At 66.4% G+C, this 14300-nt stretch carries 14 protein-coding genes; 6 read left to right on the forward strand and 8 right to left on the reverse strand.

Translation table 11 applies throughout. The annotated features are described in order from the left end of the window. Positions 1–214: 214 nt before the first annotated feature. Positions 215–1312, reverse strand: a complete 1098-nt coding sequence (trpD, locus tag WBB07_RS18530; RefSeq protein WP_526309852.1) for an anthranilate phosphoribosyltransferase — start codon at positions 1310–1312, stop codon at positions 215–217. A gap of 88 nt (positions 1313–1400) precedes the next feature. On the opposite strand from trpD, the gene ctaE reads away from it, so the two are divergent. Genes ctaE through qcrB form a run of 4 tightly spaced genes read left to right on the forward strand, consistent with a single transcriptional unit; the run spans position 1401 to position 5731 of the window. Further along, the gene (gene ctaE / locus WBB07_RS18535; protein ID WP_526309853.1) at positions 1401–2012 is read left to right on the forward strand and encodes an aa3-type cytochrome oxidase subunit III; all 612 of its coding nucleotides are present in this window, start codon (positions 1401–1403) and stop codon (positions 2010–2012) included. A 16-nt stretch (positions 2013–2028) separates the two neighbouring features. Further along, on the forward strand, positions 2029–2916 hold the full coding sequence (qcrC, locus tag WBB07_RS18540; protein ID WP_526309854.1) for a cytochrome bc1 complex diheme cytochrome c subunit: 888 nt from the start codon (positions 2029–2031) through the stop codon (positions 2914–2916). Then, on the forward strand, positions 2913–4082 hold the full coding sequence (gene qcrA, locus WBB07_RS18545) for a cytochrome bc1 complex Rieske iron-sulfur subunit (RefSeq protein WP_526309855.1): 1170 nt from the start codon (positions 2913–2915) through the stop codon (positions 4080–4082). The genes qcrC and qcrA overlap by 4 nt, the downstream gene beginning before the upstream one ends. Continuing rightward, positions 4079–5731, forward strand: a complete 1653-nt coding sequence (gene qcrB / locus WBB07_RS18550) for a cytochrome bc1 complex cytochrome b subunit (protein ID WP_526309856.1) — start codon at positions 4079–4081, stop codon at positions 5729–5731. Before qcrA ends, qcrB begins: the two co-directional genes overlap by 4 nt. Positions 5732–6142: 411 nt before the next feature. On the opposite strand, the gene WBB07_RS18555 is transcribed toward qcrB, so the two are convergent. From WBB07_RS18555 to ctaC, 4 genes are all read right to left on the reverse strand, one after another. Beyond that, a complete protein-coding gene (locus WBB07_RS18555) occupies positions 6143–6763 on the reverse strand; it encodes a DUF2561 family protein (RefSeq protein WP_526309857.1) in 621 nt (206 codons plus the stop codon). 32 nt (positions 6764–6795) lie between these two features. Continuing rightward, positions 6796–7689 carry an MmpS family transport accessory protein gene (locus WBB07_RS18560; RefSeq protein WP_526309858.1) on the reverse strand — a complete coding sequence of 298 codons (894 nt, stop codon included), beginning with the start codon at positions 7687–7689 and terminating at the stop codon, positions 6796–6798. 202 nt (positions 7690–7891) lie between these two features. Continuing rightward, complete coding sequence (gene ctaF / locus WBB07_RS18565) at positions 7892–8311, reverse strand: aa3-type cytochrome oxidase subunit IV (protein WP_526309859.1); 420 nt, start codon at positions 8309–8311, stop codon at positions 7892–7894. Positions 8312–8341: 30 nt separating this feature from the next. Beyond that, positions 8342–9355, reverse strand: coding sequence for an aa3-type cytochrome oxidase subunit II (gene ctaC, locus WBB07_RS18570; protein ID WP_526309860.1), 1014 nt, complete (start codon positions 9353–9355; stop codon positions 8342–8344). 198 nt (positions 9356–9553) lie between these two features. Here ctaC and asnB point away from each other — a divergent pair, with 198 nt between their 5' ends. Continuing rightward, positions 9554–11494 (forward strand): asparagine synthase (glutamine-hydrolyzing), encoded by a 1941-nt coding sequence (gene asnB, locus WBB07_RS18575; protein ID WP_526309861.1) that lies wholly within the window; start codon positions 9554–9556, stop codon positions 11492–11494. A gap of 107 nt (positions 11495–11601) precedes the next feature. Here the strand turns inward: asnB and WBB07_RS18580 are convergent, their stop codons facing one another. Beyond that, entirely contained in the window at positions 11602–12576 is a 975-nt protein-coding gene (locus tag WBB07_RS18580; RefSeq protein WP_526309862.1) for a carbohydrate kinase family protein, read from the reverse strand. A 177-nt stretch (positions 12577–12753) separates the two neighbouring features. On the opposite strand from WBB07_RS18580, the gene WBB07_RS18585 reads away from it, so the two are divergent. Continuing rightward, entirely contained in the window at positions 12754–13455 is a 702-nt protein-coding gene (locus WBB07_RS18585) for an Rv0361 family membrane protein (RefSeq protein WP_526309863.1), read from the forward strand. Between the two features lie 46 nt (positions 13456–13501). Here the strand turns inward: WBB07_RS18585 and WBB07_RS18590 are convergent, their stop codons facing one another. Further along, positions 13502–13864 carry a HesB/IscA family protein gene (locus tag WBB07_RS18590; protein WP_526309864.1) on the reverse strand — a complete coding sequence of 121 codons (363 nt, stop codon included), beginning with the start codon at positions 13862–13864 and terminating at the stop codon, positions 13502–13504. Between the two features lie 48 nt (positions 13865–13912). After that, on the reverse strand, positions 13913–14300 hold a 388-nt coding region (locus WBB07_RS18595; RefSeq protein ID WP_526309865.1), incomplete at its 5' end, for a glycerate kinase.

Consider the following 14300-nt stretch of genomic DNA (forward strand, 5'->3'; position numbering starts at 1 on the left):
ACCCAGGGCTGGACCAGCCCGGTGCACGGCGCCGGCCGCCACGTCGGGTGGGCGGCGGCAGCGCGCAACGCCAAACTCGCCGCCTCGGCACCGAAACCTGATCGCCGACACCCGACGCAGCACCCCGAAACGAACAGCCCTGCAATGAACTACCGCGAGCTACTCAATCCGCCCGGCCCCCGAGAGGCCCGCTCCCCATCAGAGGGGAGACGCCCTACAGCCTCTGGGTGAACTGCACCCATTTGGCCAGCAGCTGTTCGGCAGCGCCGGAGTCGATCGCCTGCGCCGCTCGTTCCAGACCGCTCTCCCAGGCCGGCTGCCAGCCGGCGCTGGCGGACAGCCCGGCATGCGACACCATGGCGCCTGCGGCGTTGAGGATCACCGCGTCGCGCACCGCACCCGTGGCACCGGCGAACACCGCCCGCGCCGAGGCCGCATTGCTCGTCGCGTCCCCGCCGAGCAACTCCGACAACTGGGCCCGGGCGAAACCGAAGCCTGCGGGATCGAAGGTCAACCGATCGATGGAGCCGGCCTGGACCCGGTAGATCGTCGAGGTGGTGGTGGTGGTCAGCTCGTCGAGGCCGTCATCACCGTGCACCACCAGGACGCTGCACCGGCGGGAGGCGAACACCCCGGCCATCACCTCGGCGAGGTCACCGAACGCGCACCCGATCAGACCTGCCCGCGGCCCGGCCGGATTTGTCAGCGGACCGAGCAGGTTGAAGACCGTCGGCACCCCGATCTCCCGGCGGGCTGCGCCGGCGTGCCGTAGCGACGGGTGGAATTGCGGGGCAAAACAGAAGCCGATCCCGACCTCTGCCACACATCTGGCGACGTCGTCGGGTCCCAGGTCGATGCGGACCCCGAGCGCCTCGAGGGTGTCGGCACCGCCGGACAGCGACGAAGCCGCCCGGTTGCCGTGCTTGACCACCGGTACACCGGCCGCCGCCACCACGATCGCCGCCATCGTCGACAGGTTCACCGTGTTGGCCCCGTCGCCGCCGGTGCCCACGATGTCGACAGTGTCGGCGCCGATGATGTCGGTGGGCACCCGTCGGGCGTGGGACAGCATGGTGTCGGCGAGCTCGCTGACCTCCGCCGGGGTCGGGCGCTTGATCTTCATGGCCACCCCGAAGGCCGCGATCTGGGCTCCGGTGGCGGCGCCGGTCATGATCTGGTCCATCGCCCATGCCGCCTGGCCGGGTTCCAAGTGTTGGGAATCAGTCAGCCGGGACAGAATGCGCGGCCACGTGGGCCCGGAATCAGATGCAGTCACCAGCCGATATTCCCACGTCGGCCGGTGGGTACCCAAGGCGAGCGCACCACTATCACGACGACACTTCCAACCAAACCCCTCCCCGGGTGGAGATCGACAACTACAAAGCGTCATACTTCTTGGTGTGACGAGCGCTGTAGGCACCTCTGGAACCGCTATCACGTCGCGGATTCATTCGCTGAACCGACCCAACATGGTCAGTGTCGGCACCATCGTGTGGCTTTCCAGTGAACTGATGTTCTTTGCTGGGTTGTTCGCGATGTATTTCACCGCGCGAGCCCAGGCGGGAGGTGATTGGCCGCCGGCACCGACCGAGTTGAACCTCGCCCTTGCCGTACCGGTGACTCTGGTCCTGATCGCGTCGTCGTTCACCTGCCAGATGGGCGTGTTTGCCGCCGAGCGAGGTGACGTATTCGGACTCCGCCGCTGGTACACCCTGACGCTGGCGATGGGCACCTTCTTCGTGCTCGGCCAGGGCTACGAGTACTACCACCTGGTGCACACGGGGACGACGATCCCCGGCAGTGCCTACGGCACGGTGTTCTACCTGGCCACCGGGTTCCACGGCCTCCACGTCATCGGCGGCCTGGTCGCCTTCGTCTTCCTGCTCGCCCGGACCAAGATGTCCAAGTTCACCCCGGCACAGGCCACCGCCGCGATCGTCGTCTCGTACTACTGGCACTTCGTCGACATCGTCTGGATCGCCCTGTTCGCCGTCATCTACTTCGTCCGATGAAGCAGCACACGACCCGATGACATCGACACCCAAGAGCGACAGCAGCCCTAGGAACAGGAGTGCCCGGTTGAAGATCTCGCGGTTGACCCGATCAGCCGGCACGCCGAAGACGCGGCGGCGCACCCGGCGGAGACTCACGGCAGGCCTGCTGCTGTTGATCGCACTCACGATGGCCGGCGGCCTCGCCGCAGTCATCACCCCCAAACCGCAGGTCGCGGTGGCCGACGAATCTGCGTCGGCCCTACTGCGTACCGGTAAGCAGCTCTACGACACCTCCTGCATCTCCTGCCACGGCGCCAATCTCCAGGGTGTTCCCGACCGTGGCCCGAGCCTGGTCGGTGTCGGTGAAGCGGCCGTGTACTTCCAGGTCTCGACCGGACGTATGCCGGCCATGAGCCTGAACTCGCAGGCGCCGCAGAAGCCGTCGAACTTCGACGACGCTCAGATCGACGCCCTCGGCGCGTTCATCCAGGCCAACGGTGGCGGCCCCATGGTCGTTCGCGACGAAAACGGCCAGATCGCCCAGGCCTCACTGACCCACGGTGACGTGGCCCGCGGCGGCGATCTGTTCCGCCTGAACTGCGCGTCCTGCCACAACTTCACCGGCAAGGGTGGCGCGCTGTCCTCCGGTAAGTGGGCTCCCGACCTCGGTGATGCCACCCCACAGCAGATTTACACCGCAATGTTGACCGGCCCGCAGAACATGCCGAAGTTCTCCGACCGGCAGCTCACCCCCGAAGAGAAGTCGGACATCGTGACCTACGTCCGGGAGTCCGCAGAGGCGCGCAGCCCCGGCGGCTACGGACTGGGCGGCTTCGGCCCGACCTCTGAGGGCATGGCGGTCTGGATTATCGGCATGGTCGCCTTGATCGGCGTGGCGATGTGGATCGGGGCGAGAGCATGAGCAGCGACAACAAAGGCACCACTGGCGAAGCCGGACATCCCACCGACGAACAGTTGGCCCGGATGTCACGCGAGGAGCTCCTCGCCCTCGGCGGCCAGCTCGATGGCGTCGACATCGTTCACAAAGAACCCCGGTGGCCGGTTGAGGGCACCAAGGCCGAGAAGCGTGCGGAGCGCAATGTCGCCCTGTGGCTGATCCTGGCCGGTATCAGCGGCTTGGCGCTGCTGGTCATCTTCATCTTCTGGCCGTGGGAGTACGACCCCAGCAGCATCTGGTACAACCTCGCCACCCCGATGTACGGCCTGACCTTCGGGTTGTCGATCCTGGCCATCGGTATCGGCGCGGTGCTCTTCCAGAAGCGGTTCATCCCCGAAGAGATCTCGATCCAGGACCGCCATGACGGCCCGTCCTCGGAACTGCAGCGCAAGACCGTCGTCGCCAACCTGAGTGACGCGCTCGAGGGCTCGACCATCAAGCGCCGCAAGATGATCGGTGTCTCCTTGGGGCTGGGCCTCGGCGCCTTCGGCGCCGGCACCCTGGTCGCCTTCATCGGTGGCCTGATCAAGAATCCGTGGAAGCCGGTCGTTCCGACCGCCGACGGGATGAAGGCCGTGCTGTGGACGTCGGGCTGGACCCCACGCTTCCACGGCGAGACCATCTTCCTGGCCCGCGGCACCGGCGACAGCCACTCGCCGTTCATCAAGATGCGCGCCGAAGACCTCGACGCCGGCGGCATGGAGACGGTGTTCCCCTGGCGCGAATCCGACGGTGACGGCACCACACCCGAGTCGCACCACACGCTGGCGCAGATCCAGATGGGTGTGCGTAACCCCGTCATGCTGATCCGCATCAAGCCGCAGGACATGCACAAGGTGGTCAAGCGGCAGGGCCAGGAGAGCTTCAACTACGGCGACCTGTTCGCCTACACCAAGGTCTGCTCGCACCTGGGCTGCCCGTCGTCGCTCTACGAGCAGCAGACCTATCGCATCCTGTGCCCGTGCCACCAGTCGCAGTTCGACGCGTTGCATTTCGCCAAACCCATCTTCGGTCCCGCTGCGCGTGCCTTGGCGCAGCTGCCCATCACCGTTGACCAAGACGGGTATCTTGTCGCCAACGGCGACTTCATCGAGCCCGTCGGACCTGCATTCTGGGAGCGCCGATCATGAGTTCCAAACTCGCCGATATCGCGGCCAAACAGGGTAACGCGATCGATTCGCGCTACCACCCGTCTGGAGCGGTCCGCAGGCAGCTGAACAAGGTCTTCCCCACCCACTGGTCGTTCCTGCTGGGTGAGATCGCCTTGTACAGCTTCATCATTCTTCTGATCACCGGTATCTGGCTGACGCTGTTCTTCGATCCGTCGATGGCTGAGGTCACCTACAACGGTGTCTACGAGCCGTTGCGCGGCATCTTGATGTCGAAGGCCTACGAATCGGCGCTCAACATCAGCTTCGAGGTTCGCGGCGGTCTGTTCATCCGGCAGGTCCACCACTGGGCCGCGCTGCTGTTCGCCGCGTCGATCATGGTTCACCTGGCCCGCATCTTCTTCACCGGCGCGTTCCGCCGGCCCCGCGAGGCCAACTGGGTGATCGGTTCTCTGCTGCTGATCCTGGCGATGTTCGAAGGCTTCTTCGGTTACTCGCTGCCCGACGACCTGCTCTCCGGCACCGGCCTGCGCGCCGCGTTCTCCGGTATCTCGATGAGCATCCCGGTTATCGGCACCTGGATGCACTGGGCGCTGTTCGGTGGCGACTTCCCCGGCACGATCATCATTCCGCGGTTGTATGCCCTGCACATCCTGCTGCTCCCAGGCATCATGCTGGCTCTGATCGGGGCGCACTTGGCCCTGGTGTGGTTCCAGAAGCACACCCAGTTCCCCGGCCCCGGCCGCACCGAGAAGAACGTCGTCGGCGTGCGCGTCATGCCGGTGTTCGCGGTCAAGTCGGGTGCGTTCTTCGCGATGACGGTCGGCATCCTCGGCCTGATGGGTGGTCTGCTGCAGATCAACCCGATCTGGGACCTGGGCCCCTACAAGCCGTCGATGGTGTCGGCCGGTTCGCAGCCGGACTTCTACATGATGTGGACCGACGGCCTGATCCGGGTGTGGCCGGCGTGGGAGTTCTACTTCGGCAACTACACGATTCCGCAGCCGGTGTGGATCGCCGTGCTGATGGGCGTGGTGTTTGCCCTGCTGATGGCGTGGCCGTTCCTCGAGAAGAGGTTCACCGGCGACGACGCTCACCACAATCTGCTGCAGCGCCCCCGGGACGCCCCGGTGCGCACCGCAATCGGTTCGATGGCGATCGCGTTCTACATCCTGATGACGTTCGCCTGTATGAACGACATCATCGCGCTGAAGTTCCACATCTCGCTGAACGCCACGACGTGGATCGTTCGTATCGCGATGGTGGTCCTGCCTCCGGTGGTGTACTTCATCGCTTACCGCTGGGCGGTGGCGTTGCAGCGCAGCGACCGGGCGGTGCTCGAACACGGCATCGAGACCGGCATCATCAAGCGCCTCCCCCATGGCGCGTATGTCGAGCTGCACCAGCCGATCGGACCCGTCGACGATCACGGTCACCCGATCCCGCTCGAGTACCAGGGCGGTGCCGTCCCCAAGAAGATGAACAAGCTGGGGTCTGCGGGTTCGCCCGGCCGCGGCAGCTTCCTGTACCCGGATCCGATTTCCGAGGATCAGGCGCTGACCGAAGCCGAGCAGGCCTCGCATCATCGGGCGCTCACCGCGCTCAAGGAGTACCAGGACAACGAGCACGGCACCGACGGCCAGTCGAACGGATCAAACGGCCACCACTGATCGTCGGTTATCTCCAAACGGCTGTGAGCACTCAGGTGCTCACAGCCGTTTGTGGTTTCAGGGGCCATGTCGTGCTGCTCGGTGCTGGAAGTCCCGCCCAGGCCGTGATGCTGCTTTCGGCGCGCAACCCGACCGCGGCGCCGGGCTACCCGTGGCCCCGCTCCCCCACCGGCACCGGGGCCCACACCCGAGGGCGAGCTCTGCACCGCTGATCGCCGCGATGAGAGCCCGGGCAGTCCCTGGTGATCATCGAAACTGCAGGTACGGAACGCAGCCCCTACAGAGCCTTCAGGGGCGACAACAACGAACCCGTGCCCCAGCACGTAGGTGTGGGCAACGGCAGGGGCGGACACCCCGGGGCCGGTGCGGGGTCTGGAGACCCTGTTACGGGCGGATACAGCCTTGGCGGTGTCAGCCGGCGTCAGCGGCGAGCACAATGCGCAGCCGACGCAGGTAGCTGACGGGGATGGCGATCGTGGCCAGCGTGAGAACACCGGCGACCCCGTACACACTCCACGACGCGGTGGTATGCCCCAACGCCATCAGATAGGTGGCCACGGCAACCGCCACGTACGCCAGACCGATGCCGGTGAGGACGCCGAGCCCGCAACGCAGCCACATGCGGTCCAGGAGGGCCGCGGAGATCGCCGAGCTCGAATGCCGGGCCGGTGTGGGCCCCGGATAGTCCGGCGGGTCGACGTCGGCCAGCATGGCACGTGCCTGCACCGTTTTCGGTCCGGTCCGCGGTGGGGGCGGCAGTTCGGCCTCGGCGGCCCGGCGGGCCCGTAACAACAGCGGAATCGCCAGCACGATCACCAGTGCCGACACCGCGATCACGGTGTACAGCAGCCAGGGGGTGCCCCGGTCCCCCACTGCGGCACTGGTACGGCCCCCACCCATGTGCACCAGGGCCACGCCTGCGGCGACGGAGATTCCGAGTGCTGTGAGCCACGTCAGCGCGCAGCCGGCCATGAGACCACGGTCGACGACCTCCGGCGATCCCGCGAACCGGTTCTCCTGACGCACAGTCACTGGTCTTCCCCGCTCCCTACCTGACTTCGCGTTCAGCAACTGGTCTGCGCCGCGTTTCCGGTGTTCGACGACAGCACGGTGCCGTCGCTGGTGGTGATCGCGCAGTTGAGCCGGCTCACCAGGAACAAGCTGGACGCCTGCACGGAACCGACTTCGGACTGCGAGATCGGTGTCACCGTCAGTGACCACGGAATGTACACGTTGCGCTGGGTCCTGCTGCGTCCCGACGCGTCGGTATAGGTCACCGAAATGATGTCACCGGGAGCCTTGGTGCCGGTGATCGAGTACGTCACCTGTCGCGGTCCGGCCGGGGCCGTGGTGGTCGGCGGTGGTGGCGGCGGCGCTTCCGTGGTTTCCGGGGGCGGCGGTGGCGGCTCCTCCGCGGGCGGTGGTGGCGGCGGAGGTGGCGGTGGTTCCGGGGTGACGGTCACCGTTTCCGTGGGCGGCGGCGGTGGCGGCGGCTCTTCGGTGGTCGGTGGGGGCGGCGGTGGCGGCGGCACGGTCGTGGTGATCTCGTCCTGTACCGGGGGCCGGCTGGTTGTTGTGGTGGCGGGATTGGCGAGGTCGTCGGAGTCGGTGCTGGTGACCAACAGCGACACCGACACCACCAGGGAGATCGCCGCGACGATCGCGGTGATGCCGACCACCCACGGCCACCGTGGCGGACGGGCTTCGCCGTCGGTCTCACCGCCGTCGTAGGTGTCGTAGTCGTACAAGTGGGGGTCGGCAGGCACGTACGGGCCGGTGATGAACTGCTCGGACTCCGGCGCCGAGTAGGCCTGCGACGGGAACTCCGCAGGCACCAGATGGGTGCCGTATTCCTTGCCGAGGTCCTCGTTGAGCCCGTCCGGCCCATTACCGTCGGGGGTCGACGTGGGTTCCCGGTCTTCTCCGGAATCCGGTCCCGGGGGGTTCGGCCCGCTCATGTCCGCCTGTCCTTCTCCGATAATCCACCGCAACGTGCGGGAACGCCGAGGAGTGCGCGCACCGCGCCGATTGGAGCTTGTTGCGCCCCGGCAACATTACCCAACGACGGCGGCGGACTTGACGCGACAGGACGGTTGCCGACGCACTTGGTCATTGATTGTGACCTTGCCGGGAACCGCAGGACAGCGGCGGCGCCACGTGTCAGTGCTTCTCGGCGCCCCAGTAGTACTCGAAGACCAGACCGGCAGCCGACGTCAGCACAAACACGATGCCGGCAACCATCAGCCACGGCAGCCAGAGCGCTGTGCCCACTGCGACGATCGAGAAGGACAGTGCGATCAGGATCGGCCACCAGCTGTGCGGGCTGAAGAAGCCGAGTTCCCCGGCACCGTCGCTGATCTCGGCGTCTTCGTAGTCCTCGGGCCGAGTGTCGAGACGTCGGGCCACGAACCGGAAGAAGGTGCCGATGATCAGTGACAGACCGGCGGTCAGGACCAGCGCGGTGGTGCCGGCCCATTCGATGCCACCGTTGGCGTACATCGACGTCAGCACGGCGTACCCGGCTGCGGCCAGGACAAAGAATGCGGTCAGGATCTCGAAGAGCCTGGCTTCGATATGCATGCTGGTTTCTCTCTAATCCGTCTCAGCCGGTCAGTTCCGCACCGGAGGTGCCTGCTCGCCGCGCCGGGTGTCGAACGGCCGGGTGGTGATCGCGACCGGATCCTGACCGATGGCCTGGAGCGCCTCGGCGTTGGTGGCTTCGGGCCGGTCGTTGCGGTACTGCAGGTAGGCCTTGAAGTCTTTGGGCTCTACCACCCGGACTTCGAAGTTCATCATCGCGTGGTAGGTACCGCACATCTCGGTGCAGCGTCCCACGAAGGCCCCGGTCTGCAAGATCTCGCTGATCTGGAAGACGTTGTCGGAGTTGTTTTCCTTGGGGTTGGGCAGCACGTCGCGCTTGAAGAGGAACTCCGGCACCCAGAACCCGTGGATCACGTCGGCCGAGGCGATCTGGAACTCGACACGCTTGCCGCTGGGCAACACCAGGACCGGGATCTCGGTGCTGGAGCCCAGCGTCTCGATCTTGTCGAAGTTCAGGTAGCTGCGGTCCTCGGGGTTGAGGCCACGGATGGCACCGACCGCTTCCCCGTGCTCGGGGGTGTCGTGTGCGCCGTCGCCACCCGGGCGCGAGACCATGGCCTCTTTGCGCTCGTTGTCGACGCCGTCGTAGTCGTAGGTGCCATCGGCGAAGGCAACCTTCTGGTAGCCGAATTTCCAGTTCCACTGGAAGGCAGTGACGTCGATGACGACCTCAGGATTGGGATCCTTGGCCAGCATCCGCTCCTGCACCACCACGGTGAAGTAGAAGAGGACCGAGATGATCAGGAATGGGATCACCGTCAGGACCAGTTCGAGCGGCATGTTGTAGCCGAACTGCCGGGGCAGCTCGGTGTCGGTGGCCTTCTTGCGATGGAACACCGCAGTCCAGAACAACATGATGTAGACGAATCCGCCGATCACGAACGACGCCGCGACCGAGCCGATCCACAGCTCACGATTCAGATGAGCTTCAGGGGTGATGCCTTTTGGCCACCCCAGGGCCAACGCGTCGGTGACGCTGCAGCCGCTGAGCACAACCGCCAGCGCACTGAACGTGACCGCCATAGCCAACACCCTGAGCCGACGAGAACGGCGGGTCTTCACGCTGGCGCCTCCTGTTTCAGTCCGTCTCGATCCCGTCTGGGGAATCCCCGTCAGACGCGTTTGCGGATCGAATACTACGCAGCGTAGACCACGCCCTCCAGCCGAGCCCGACGCACCTGCCGTATGCGTTTCGCCGCGGCTTGGGCATACTTGGCGGCGATGTGCGGACTGGTAGCTCTGGTGTGCGATTCGGCCCGGCCCGTCACGGGGGATGTCGTCGAGGCGGTGGCCGGCGCGTCGCACCTGATGCGCCATCGTGGGCCCGACGAACCAGGCACCTGGTCAGACGACCGGGTGGTGCTGGGATTCAACCGTTTGTCGATCATCGACATCGCCCATTCCCACCAGCCGTTGCGCTGGGGTCCCCCGGAAGCGCCGGATCGCTACGTGCTGGTGTTCAACGGCGAGATCTACAACTACCTGGAGATTCGGGAACGGCTGCGGTCCGAACACGGGGCCCGGTTCCACACCGACGGTGACGGCGAGGCAATCGTCGCGGCCTACCACCACTGGGGCGTCGAGGCCTTGCCGCGACTGCGGGGCATGTTCGCCTTCGCGCTGTGGGATACCGAGACCGGTGAGTTGTTCTGCGCCCGGGACCCGTTTGGAATCAAGCCGTTGTTCATGGCGACCGGGCCCGGCGGGACGGCCGTCGGCAGCGAGAAGAAGTGCCTGCTGGATCTGGCCGGGATCCTGGGCATCGACGCCGGCGCCTCCGGCCTCGACGAGCGCGCGGTGCAGCACTACACGGTCCTGCAGTACGTCCCCGAGCCGGAGACGCTGCATCGCGATGTACGCCGGCTCGAGTCGGGTAGCTATGCCCGGATCCGGCCGGGTTCGGCCCCTGAGATCAGTCGGTACTTCGTGCCGCGCTTCCCGGTGACACCGTTCCAGGCGGGATCCGAGCAGGCCCGCTACGACGAGATCACCGCCGCACTCGAAGACTCGGTGGCCAAGCACATGCGGGCCGACGTCACCGTGGGCGCGTTCTTGTCCGGCGGTATCGATTCCACGGCGATCGCCGCATTGGCCATCCGGCACAATCCGCGGCTGATCACGTTCACCACCGGGTTCGAACGCGAGGGTTTCTCCGAGGTCGACGTGGCCGTCGCCTCCGCCGAAGCGATCGGCGCCCGTCACATCGCCAAGGTGGTCAGCCCGGCGGAGTTCGTCGCCGCACTGCCCGAAATCGTCTGGTATCTGGATGAACCCGTCGCCGATCCGGCGCTGATACCGCTGTTCTTCATCGCCAAGGAAGCCCGCAAGCACGTCAAGGTGGTGTTGTCCGGCGAAGGTGCCGACGAGCTCTTCGGCGGCTACACGATCTATCGGGAACCGCTGTCACTCAAAGCTTTCGACTATCTCCCGAGGCCGGTGCGACGCTCGCTGGGCCGGGCTTCGGCGCCGCTGCCGGACGGGGTGCGCGGCAAGAGCCTGCTGCACCGCGGTTCCCTGACGCTCGAGGAGCGTTACTACGGCAATGCCCGCAGCTTCTCCGATGCGCAGCTGCGCTCGGTGCTGCCGGGATTCCGGGCGGACTGGACGCACACCGACGTCACCGCGCAGGTGTATCGGGAGTCGGCGGGGTGGGATCCGGTGGCGCGCATGCAGCATCTGGATCTGTTCACCTGGCTGCGGGGCGACATCCTGGTCAAAGCGGACAAGATGACGATGGCCAACTCGTTGGAGCTGCGGGTGCCGTTCCTGGACCCCGAGGTGTTCGCGGTGGCGTCGCGGTTGCCGCTCGAACAGAAGATCACCCGGACCACCACCAAGTACGCGCTGCGCCGCGCCCTGGAGCCCATCGTGCCCGCCCATGTGCTGCACCGCGCCAAACTGGGTTTCCCGGTGCCGATCCGGCATTGGCTGCGGGCCGGTGAGCTGTTGGACTGGGCGTACCAGATGGTCGAGCACTCCCAGGCCGGCCGGCTGGTCGACCTGGCCGCGGTGCGCCGGATGCTCGACGAACACCGCAGCGGCGCAAGCGATCACAGCCGACGGCTGTGGACGGTGCTGATCTTCATGCTGTGGCACGCCATCTTCATCGACGGCTCCGTGGTGCCGGAGATCAGCGAGCCCACCTACCCCGTCGAGTTGTAGCTCCCCACACAAACCCGCCCAAACGTACGTTTGGGCGGGTTTGTGCGAGTAGATCTCGCCTCTTTGTCGATCTCGGCGATCAGACCAGCGCGGCTAGACGCACGCGGCTAGACCAGCGCGGCGGCGATCTCTTCGCCCGCCTCGGGGCCGTAGGCGTCGGTGATCCGTGCCAGCGCCGCCGGCTTGTCCCACGTCCATTCCTGTGGGCCCGGCGCCTCGAGCACCAACGTGGCCACCAGCGACGCCAGCTGCGCCGAGCGTTCCAGGCTCAGGCCGGCGCCGCGGCCGGTGAGGAAACCCGCCCGGAACGCGTCGCCGATACCGGTGGGGTCCTCTTTACGGGTCTCGGGGACGACGCCGACGTGGACAAAGGTGCCGTCGGAGCCGACAAGATCCACGCCCTTGGGACCCAGGGTGGTCACCCGCAGCCCGATCTGCTGCATCACTTCGGCTTCCGACCAGCCGGACTTCTGCAGCAGCAGGTCCCACTCGTAGTCGTTGGTGAACAGGTAGGTGGCACCGTCGATGAGCCGACGGATCTCCTCGCGGTTGAGGCGGGCCAGCTGCTGCGACGGGTCTGCGGCGAAAGCCAGTCCCAGGGAACGGCATTCCTCGGTGTGGCGGAACATCGCCTCGGGGTCGTTGGCGCCGACGATCACCAGCTCCGGGTTGCCGACCTTGGCGACCACATCGGCGATCGAGATGTTGCGCGCCTCGGACATCGCACCGGGGTAGAACGACGCGAGCTGCGCCATGTCCTCATCGGTGGTGCAGACGAATCGCGCTGTGTAGGCCGTCTCGGAGACCATCACATGGTCGCAGTCGACGCCGTTGGACTCCAGCCACTGCCGGTAGTCGGCGAAGTCGGTCCCGACCGCGCCGACGAGTGTCGGGCGCCCGCCCAGGATCCCGATGGCATAGGCCATGTTTCCGGCAACCCCGCCGCGGTGCACCACGAGGTCGTCCACCAGGAAACTCAGTGACACTTTCTGCAAGTGCTCGGCCAGGAGTTGCTCGGCGAAGCGGCCCGGAAATCGCATCAGGTGATCTGTTGCGATCGATCCGGTTACAGCAATGGTCACAAGTCGCTCCATCCGTCTTGGTCACTGGGCGACTTGACACTACCGCTGCCCGCCGTCGCGCTCATCTCCTCCTCCGTGCGCTAACCTGCGTAGCGGAAACACCGTGCCGTGCGGCGCGCACTCGAAGCCGCCCGCGTGACCGGCTCGACGGTGTCAGGCGCTACCTCGGGAGAAACAATGTCCGGCCCTTATCCGCCGTACCACGGTGTCGGCGCCCCGGGGCCCGATCAGCGACCCGATCCGCGGGCCGGCCAGCCCGGATATCACGCGGATTTCGGTCAGGCGTGGGGCCCGTACCGGCCGCCGGCGCCGGCGGACACGCCCTTCCACCCAGGCCCGGCCGCGGCCCCGTATCCGGGTCCGCCTCCTCCGCCGGTCCCCTACCCCGGTCCCCGTCGGCGATGGACGCTGCTGGTCGCGGCAGTGCTCACGGTGGCGGTGGTCGCTGCGGTGGCGGTAGCCGTTGCGGTGGCGGGACGCGAGGACTCGCGCGGTGGCGCGGTGCTCAACAACCTGACCGTTCAGCGGGCCATCCAGGGCTACCTGGACGCATTGTTGGACGGCGACATCCAGAATGTCTCGCGCAATTCGCTCTGCGGCCTCTACGACGGGGTGCGCGATCGCCGCGCAGATGACGCACTGGCCCGGCTCAGCAGCGATGCGTTCCAGAAGCAGTTCTCCAGCGTCCATGTCACCGAGATCGACACAATGGTGTTCGCGTCGCCGAGCAGCGCTCAGGTGCTGTTCACCATGGAAGTGGTGCCGACGACCGGCAGCCGGACCGGCGACGACGTCCGGCAGGGTGTCGCGCAGGTGCTCGCCTATGGCGAGGACGTTCTGGTGTGTTCGTACGTGCTACGCACCGCGGGCGCGTTCTAACCCTGTCGAGACAGAGCCGGAACACGCCCGCGGGTGTGCGCTGAGATCAGTTGAACGAGTCGCCGCAGGCGCATGAGCCTGTGGCGTTGGGGTTGTCGATGGTGAACCCCTGCTTCTCGATGGTGTCCACGAAGTCGATCGTGGCGCCCTGGACGTAGGGAGCGCTCATCCGGTCGACGGTGAGCGTCACACCGCTGAACTCGACCGTGAGGTCACCGTCGAGCACCCGGTCATCGAAGAACAGGTTGTAGCGCAGGCCGGCGCAACCGCCCGGTTGCACGGCGATCCGGAGCGCCAGGTCGTCGCGACCCTCCTGATCGAGCAGCGATTTGGCTTTGATCGCTGCGGCATCGGACAGGGCCACACCGTGGGCAGCGGTGGTGGTCGCTGACTCGTCCTGAACAGTCATTACTTCTCCCTCGGTGGCATGCATGGAATGGGTGTCAACCCAGACCACTCAACGGTACCTGGTCGGGGCGCTATTCCCGAGTTCTGCGGCAACCTGGGATGCCAGTCCGGCCAGCTGATTGGCGGCGTCGTCCATGGCCACCTGCACGGATCCGGCGAAGTCGACGACGGCGTAGGCGGCGGTGATTCCGGCGTCTTGCAGTGCGTCGGCACCCAGTGTCACCTGTCCGGCCAGCACCAGAACCGGGATCTGGTGTGCCCCGGCCCCGTGTGACAGCGCGCTGACCACCTTGCCGTGCAGCGATTGGTCATCGAAGCGGCCTTCGCCGGTGATCACCAGCTCGGCGGCCGCGACGTCCGCGGCGAGCCGGGTGTGCTCGGCGATGATCGCCGCGCCCGATTCCCGGTGCCCGCCCAGCGCCAGCAGTGCCGCACCC

The organism is Mycobacterium sp. (assembly GCF_049647605.1).
Lineage (GTDB): Bacteria > Actinomycetota > Actinomycetes > Mycobacteriales > Mycobacteriaceae > Mycobacterium.